This window comes from Halorubrum tibetense, from assembly GCF_042661865.1.
Classification (GTDB): Archaea; Halobacteriota; Halobacteria; order Halobacteriales; family Haloferacaceae; genus Halorubrum; species Halorubrum tibetense.
Map to the genome: position 1 here is coordinate 1 of NZ_JBHSWW010000493.1, position 1066 is coordinate 1066.

Consider the following 1066-nt stretch of genomic DNA (forward strand, 5'->3'; position numbering starts at 1 on the left):
GCCGACGCCGACGCGGAGGCGTTCGCCGACCTCTACGAGCGGGCGCGCGGCGACCGCGCGCCCCGGGATCGACACGACTGACGCCGCCTGCGAGGACCCCACGCGCATCCGACACTACGCACATCCGGCACTACACGCATCCGACCATACGAATCCGACACGACACCATGATCGACAGAGCGGCGGTCCGTGACACCGCCAACTACCTGCGACACGTTCGCCCGATCGACCCCGACGAGATAACCGACTACATCGAGGGGACCCCCCATCCCGCGGTCGTCCGCGAGGCGCTCCGCGAGGAGGCGTTCGACCTCCGGCTTCGCGAGCGCGAGGACGGGACGTTCGTCCCCGTCGACGACGCCCCCGTCTCCCCGCCCGGTTGGAGTCCGACGGCGCTCCCGGAGGCGTACGCGTTCGCCGTCGAGGACCTCCTCGTCGAGGCGTTCGGTGCGAACTGGCACACGGGAGAGTCCGGCGAGCGGCTTCGAGAGACGCTCCGCAACCTGAAAACGGACTACCTCTACGGCAACGACGTGGAGTACGACCGGGTCGCCGCGTTGGCGTACGCGATCTATCACCTCCCGGACTACTACGCGACGGTCGGCTACGTCCTCGACGACCTCGCGGAGAACGGGCTCCTCGACCGGACGTTGCGCGTCCTCGACGTCGGCGCGGGCGTCGGCGGCCCCGCGTTGGGGCTCCACGACTACCTCCCGGACGACGCCGTCGTCGAGTACCACGCGGTCGAGCCGAGCCCGGCCGCGGACGTCCTCGACCGACTGCTCGACGAGACCGGTCGGAACTTCCGGACGACGGTGCATCGGACGACCGCGGAGTCGCTGTTCAGGCTCGACGAGGATGGAGACCCCGATGACGAGACGGGTGCGAGCGAGAGCGCGGATGTAGGGGTAGGTACGGGTCCGACCCCGATCCTCGACGAGCCGTTCGACCTCGTGGTGTTCGGGAACGTGTTGTCCGAGCTCGCGGACCCGGCAGCGGTCGTCGACGCCGCAGTCGACGCGCTGGCCGACGACGGGAGCGTCGTCGCGTTCGCGCCCGCGGACCG

The 1066-nt window shown here is 70.2% G+C and carries 1 protein-coding gene; it reads left to right on the forward strand.

Translation table 11 applies throughout. The features are described 5' to 3' along the window. Positions 1-167: 167 nt before the first annotated feature. Positions 168-1066 (forward strand): DUF8157 domain-containing protein (locus ACFQEU_RS16460; RefSeq protein ID WP_379783905.1); only part of this gene is annotated, 899 nt, incomplete at its 3' end.